Source organism: Candidatus Bipolaricaulota bacterium, from assembly GCA_021159055.1.
Classification (GTDB): Bacteria; Bipolaricaulota; Bipolaricaulia; order UBA7950; family UBA9294; genus S016-54.
In genome coordinates this window covers 1-5,881 of record JAGGSO010000026.1, presented here as the reverse complement: position 1 = coordinate 5,881, position 5,881 = coordinate 1, and the positions used below count along the sequence as shown (strand labels likewise).

Genomic DNA, 5,881 nt, shown 5'->3' with positions numbered 1-5,881 from the left:
ACGGAAAGCTCCTGGCAATCAGCGATTATCTCCTGGCGCCGCAGGGACTCGTGGAGAACTACGGCGACCGGGCGTTCGTGATCTTCGGCGATGGGTTGGTGAAGTACGAGGACTACCTGATCTGGGTCGGGGGAATCAGCGACTACGGGATCGGCATATTCGTCGGCAAGTTGGACAAGGCGCTGGCCACGCTCAAGGATGTAGGCTAGTACAAATCTTCCGTTCACAAAAGGAAATAAACAGACATGAAGAAGAGTTTGGTTGTTTTTCCATTCAAGTCAGAGGACAACGAGGTCTTTACGAAGAACATCCGTGAGGCGGCCGCTCATTCGCGGGTGGGGGCGGTGCTCTGCGTCGGCTACGAGGAGAACGAGTGCTACAAGGGGATACAGGCGGCTATCCCTGAGATCGAAAAAGAGAGCGGCAAGGAGATTCGCTTGATCCTGCAGGAGAGGCTGGGGAACAAGCGTCCGGGAAAGGGCGACGGGATGAACACAGCGCTCAAGCATTTCCTGGAGGAGACCGACTACACGCGGATCCACTTTTACGACTCCGATATCGTGACGTTCTCCCAGGACTGGATCAGCCAAGCGGAGGACGCCGGAGATGAGGGCTATCAGGTGGTGCGACACTACTTCCCCCGTGCATCCACCGACGCCATGGTCACCTGGATGATCACCAAGACCGGCTTTGCCGTCCTCTGGCCGGATACAGAGCTCCCGTTCATCGAGCAGCCGCTCGGTGGCGAGCTGATGATGAACCGAGAGGTGGCGGAAGCACTCATCAATAACGAGGCGGTGCTTGCACGGAGCGACTGGGGGATCGATACCGCTTATACCTGGGCGATGGCCAGGGAAAAGTTCAGCATGTTCGAGACCTACGTCTCCGCCGGCAAGCTTCATAAGCTCTACGGGGCGTTGAGCGACCTTAAGGACATGGCGCTTGAATGCTTCAACACGATTCAGGAGCTGAGAGAGGAGGAGCTCGATACGCGGGGGATCCTGCACCGAATCGAGCGACCGGGGCCGGTGCCGGAAGCGGTCAAGGAGAAGACCGCTTATGATCTGGAGGGTAGTTTGGGGCTTCTGATGAGCGGCTGGACGGAGAGGCAGATTGAGCTCTTAGCTCACTTCCCGCACAATGTGCAGGAGGGGATGCGCGAGTGCCCCCGCCGGCCGCGGTTCAGGTTCATGGACGATGAAACCTGGTTTGCGACATACAAGATCCTGCTGGAGGAGTTCGATTTCACGGACGAAGACTGGCGGGAGTTGCTTTTCAAGCTTTGGCTCGCTAGGGTCTTGAACTACACCACCACCGTCGCTCTCAGGGGGTATGATTACGCACTCCATCATCTGTACAAGATGATCGAGAGTTTCGCCCGCACGGCAAGGAGAAGGGAAAGATGAAGCATATAGCTAACGCAGGGAAGAGCTCTGCCCCAGGGGACGGGTATTCAGCGGAGGGTTTCTATGGGCCTTCATGACGACCTAAGGCGGATCCTCCAAAAAGCCGTGGAGGCCGTCTCCCCGGAAGGGTGCGTCAACCGGACGGTAAGGCTCGATGGGGAGATCCTCCGAATTGACGGCGCAGAGTACGATCTCGCGCGTGTCGGGCGGGTCATCGTCGTCGGAGTGGGTAAGGCATCGGCGCGGATGGCCGCAGCGCTGGAAGAGGTCCTGGGGGAGAGGATCGCGGCCGGACTTGTCATCACAGCCGACGGGTACAAGGTCCCCACGCGAAAAGTCGAGGTGGTCGAGGCGGCGCACCCGGTCCCGGACTCCCGCGGGCTGGAGGCGGCGGAGAGGATCGCCGCCCTTGTGGACTCCGCCGAGGAGAAAGATCTCGTCATCGTTCTCATCTCCGGCGGGGGCTCAGCCCTTCTGACCCTGCCCGCCTCGCCCGTGACCCTCTCCGACCTCATCGAGACCAATCAGCTCCTCTTACTCTCCGGAGCGCGCATCCAGGAGATAAATACGGTCCGCAAGCACCTCTCCCAGCTCAAAGGGGGACAACTGGCGACCCGGGCCTTCCCTGCCCAGGTCATTTCCATCATCCTTTCCGATGTCCCGGGCGATCCGGTGGATATGATCGCCTCCGGGCCGACGGTCCCCGACCCGACGACCTTTTCGGACGCCGTCGGGATCCTCAATCGATACCGGTTGTGGGAGAGGGTGCCGGCTGCGGTGCGGGCCCGCTTGTCCGCCGGAGTGAACGGGGAGGTCCCCGACACCCCTAAGCCGGGCGATCCAGCGTTCGCCCGGGTGAATTACGTGATCGCGGGTTCCGGGACAATCGCGGCGGAGGCGGCACAGCAGGAAGGGGAGCGGCTCGGCTACAACACCCTCATCCTCACCACGACCCTTGAGGGAGAGGCGCGGGAGGTGGGAAAGGTGTTCGCCGCGATGGCACGCGAGTTGGCGGCCAGAGATCGCCCGGTCCCTGCTCCCGCCCTTGTCTTGGCCGCCGGGGAGACGACGGTCACAGTGCATGGTAGCGGGAAGGGCGGACGGAACCAGGAGCTCGCCCTATCGGCGGCGCTGGGGATCTCCGGGCTTCCCGGGGTGATCATCGCCTCACTGGGGACCGACGGACGCGACGGTCCGACCGACGCTGCTGGGGGGATGGTTGACGGAAAGACGCTCGACAGGCTACATGCACGTGAAATCGATCCGTGGGACGTCCTGGCGCGGAACGACTCGTATACCGCGTTGGGGGCCGTGGATGCATTGATCAACACCGGGCCGACAGGGACGAACGTCGCCGATCTAGTGGCGATCATCGTGCGGTGAAGGGGAGCGAATGTCTCATCGCAGTGCGGCATTTGCACGATGGTCCACGGAATCGAACTGAGAGAATAGATACTTGAGCCAGCAGGATCGCTGGAGGATACTTCCTGCCCATGACCGATCGGTCGCTGAGGAGGAGAGATGGAAGAATTGTTTGTCAGAAGTGAACGTAACCCGCTCATCGAGGTTTCGGATCTTCCCTATCCGGCGAATGCGGTATTCAATGCCGGCGTTGCCGACCTGGGGGATGAGGTACTCCTGCTCCTGCGGGTGGAGAGCAGGTCAGGGCGTTCTCACCTCACCGTCGCCCGCAGCCGTGATGGGATTACAGATTGGCGGATTGAGGATCGACCGTTGCTTCACCCTGATCAGGGATCGCCGTACGAGGCGTACGGAATTGAGGACTGTCGCGTCACCCGTGTGGACGAGCTCGACCGCTGGGTGCTCGCCTACACCGCCTATTCCGGCTACGGCCCGGCGGTAGCCCTCGCCACTACGACCGACTTCAAGAGCGCGGAACGACTTGGAATCGTGTTCCCGCCCAACAATAAGGATGCCGCTCTATTCCCGCGCAAGGTTAAAGGGAAATACGCGATCCTACACCGTCCCCGAGGAGGGGAGGGGAGCATATGGATCGCCTACTCGTCCGACCTCCTCCATTGGGGGGAGAACCAGGTCGTCCTCCCGTTTCGTGCCGGGCCGTGGTGGGACGGGGCGAAGGTAGGGACCGGCCTTCCGCCGATCGAAACCGATCGAGGTTGGCTCCTGATCTATCACGGGATCAAGAACATGGTGAGCGGGCCGATCTACCGGGTAGGGGCAGCGCTCCTTGACCGGGACGAGCCCGAGCTGTTCATCGCCCGCACGCACCACTGGATCCTCGGGCCGCAGGCTCCGTACGAGCGTACCGGGGATGTCCCCAACGTCGTCTTCCCATGCGGGGGATTCGTACGTGATGGTGAACTGTGGATGTACTACGGAGCGGCAGATTCCTCAATTTGTCTCGCCACCGCCCGGATTGACGAGATCATCGACTACCTCCTCGCCGATCCACGGAACCACAACGGGAACTGACTTAATCACTGGAACTTTCCTTGCCTCGAGGCATCTCTGTGGCAAGGAAGATGATCACTCCCAGGGCGAGGAGGATGTCGCCGATGCTGAACGCGGTCGCAAGCGGAACCGTCGCCGGAACGGAAAATCGATCGCCGAGGAGATTCAACCGTGTATCCTTGCTCATGAGGACGGTATTCCCGTGATGCAGCTCCTGTTCCAATGCGATCGCGGTTTGTTCCATCCCGGCGTGGCGGAGAGCGGCCGCTGAAGCGGGCATGTATCCACCGTTGGCCGAGATGGCAAGAATATTGAGGAGCAGGCCGATCCCCATCACCAGGATCCCAAACCGCTTGCGGTTGAGCCCGATGAACCCGATGAGCAGCGCATAGGAAACGAAGTGCAGTATCGCTGTCCCGCTGCGGACGATCGGGCCGTTTGGGCCGAGCGGAAAGATGAGAACCTGGACCAGCAAGGCCGCGAAGATCAACCATACCCCATTTAACTTCAATCGCGCCAGGTTTCCCAAGTTACCGTGCCGGAGAAACCCGATTGCTAATCCAATTACCAACGCCCACAGAAGGATCATTTAGATCACCCGCAGGAAGATTTCCACCAGTTGAGGATCCAGCTCCTTACCACTCATATCCCGGATAATCTCCAGCGCCTCTGCCTTGGAATAAGCCTTGCGGTAAGGACGGTCGGTAGTCAGTGCGTTGTAAACGTCGGCTACGGCGACGATCCGCGCTCCCAACGGGATCTGCTCACCTTTCAACCCATCAGGATAGCCACTTCCATCCCAATGCTCGTGGTGATGACGGATTATGTCGATGCTGCCTTCGTAGATCTCCAGTCCAGACAGAAGATCCGCACCGATGACCGGATGCTGTTTTATCGCCTCCCACTCCTCATCCGTCAGTTTCCCTGGCTTGAGGAGGACACTGTCGGGGATGGAGATCTTCCCGATATCATGCACGCGTGCCGCGGCTTCGATCTGCTCTACTTCATCTTCAGCGAGACCGAGCTCCCGACCGATTTTTCGCGCGATGACCGCCACATCTTCCGAATGCTTGCCGGTGTAAGGATCGCGCTCTCCCAGGCTCTGCGCGACCTTCTCGAACGTCTTTTGCGCTTGATGGCGCAAGCGCATGTAACCCCGGAGTGAAACATGAACCAGGACCAGTGGGACAAGAACGAGCAGGATGTACCACGGTTGGATCTGGTACACGATCGCAAGCAGGATCGAGAGCACTCCTAGAGACAGGAACTGAATGGATAAGTGTTGTAGATTGAACTTCAAGTGATACAGAAAACTCACCTTTTCAGTGAGGTGGATGATCCCGGATACGAGTGCAGTATTAACTAGGATATAAGTAAAAAAAGCGGCGACGGGTGGGCCGAATTCAACGGGTGTGGCATATGGTGGAGCATGGCCTCCACTTACTTCAAAGACTACCGCTGCGATGGTTGCGGAAAGTAACGTTTGACTAACATTAAATCCAACTCGATAGAGAAACGAAGAAACACCCTTTTTGATAAACTCCCACCTTAGTATAATTTCAGCGATGAGAGTGCCAAGCAGGACTGCTGGAATCGCAAGCGACGCTCCGCCAAGGTAGACCGCGGCTAAATAGATAGCGATGGATGCCGATATACTTCTTTTATATGTAATCTCAATCTCATACACTTCAGAGAAAAAGGCAATCACCGCAAGGAACAATAGAGTGGAGATAAAATGCCTTGAGAGTTCTATCCGGGGGAGATAAATAACCGTGCATATAGCAGCGAGGATGAACACAGCCCACAGATATATCTTAGCACTAAGTTTTAGTGACATTTATTGTTATCCTACAGAAAAAAAGGGGGAAAGACAACCCTTCCCCCTTCAAATCTGATAATTCAACGCCTTGGGCTAAGCGTGTAACTATACTGCTACGGACAGTAATTGTAACTGTATGTTTTATCCTACCCAGTCCACTTTTGGGTCGCCCCGCTCAACAAAAGGAGCAGCGCCAGCGTGAACAGGATGAACAACCCCTTCG

Annotated in this window: 6 protein-coding genes; 4 read left to right on the top strand and 2 right to left on the bottom strand. The window is 58.0% G+C overall.

The annotated features are described in order from the left end of the window. The 4 genes from J7J55_01450 to J7J55_01435 all read left to right on the top strand — a co-directional run. Positions 1-209, top strand: a 209-nt coding sequence (locus J7J55_01450) for a hypothetical protein (protein ID MCD6141372.1), incomplete at its 5' end; no start/stop codon positions are given. A gap of 36 nt (positions 210-245) precedes the next feature. Beyond that, the gene (locus tag J7J55_01445; protein ID MCD6141371.1) at positions 246-1,406 is read left to right on the top strand and encodes a hypothetical protein; all 1,161 of its coding nucleotides are present in this window, start codon (positions 246-248) and stop codon (positions 1,404-1,406) included. A 63-nt stretch (positions 1,407-1,469) separates the two neighbouring features. Further along, positions 1,470-2,789, top strand: a complete 1,320-nt coding sequence (locus J7J55_01440; GenBank protein ID MCD6141370.1) for a glycerate kinase — start codon at positions 1,470-1,472, stop codon at positions 2,787-2,789. A gap of 138 nt (positions 2,790-2,927) precedes the next feature. Then, on the top strand, positions 2,928-3,860 hold the full coding sequence (locus J7J55_01435; protein ID MCD6141369.1) for a glycosidase: 933 nt from the start codon (positions 2,928-2,930) through the stop codon (positions 3,858-3,860). A gap of 1 nt (position 3,861) precedes the next feature. On the opposite strand, the gene J7J55_01430 is transcribed toward J7J55_01435, so the two are convergent. Together J7J55_01430 and J7J55_01425 are read right to left on the bottom strand one after the other, a co-directional pair. Further along, positions 3,862-4,428 (bottom strand): DUF5317 domain-containing protein, encoded by a 567-nt coding sequence (locus J7J55_01430; GenBank protein MCD6141368.1) that lies wholly within the window; start codon positions 4,426-4,428, stop codon positions 3,862-3,864. Then, the gene (locus J7J55_01425; GenBank protein ID MCD6141367.1) at positions 4,429-5,676 is read right to left on the bottom strand and encodes an HD domain-containing protein; all 1,248 of its coding nucleotides are present in this window, start codon (positions 5,674-5,676) and stop codon (positions 4,429-4,431) included. Between the last annotated feature and the right edge of the window lie 205 nt (positions 5,677-5,881).

Coding starts and splice junctions, on each gene's coding strand:
- J7J55_01435 (MCD6141369.1), top strand. CDS start 2,928: ATGGAAGAATTGTTTGTCAGAAGTGAACGTAACCCGCTCATCGAGGTT.
- J7J55_01445 (MCD6141371.1), top strand. CDS start 246: ATGAAGAAGAGTTTGGTTGTTTTTCCATTCAAGTCAGAGGACAACGAG.
- J7J55_01430 (MCD6141368.1), bottom strand. CDS start 4,428: ATGATCCTTCTGTGGGCGTTGGTAATTGGATTAGCAATCGGGTTTCTC.
- J7J55_01440 (MCD6141370.1), top strand. CDS start 1,470: ATGGGCCTTCATGACGACCTAAGGCGGATCCTCCAAAAAGCCGTGGAG.
- J7J55_01425 (MCD6141367.1), bottom strand. CDS start 5,676: ATGTCACTAAAACTTAGTGCTAAGATATATCTGTGGGCTGTGTTCATC.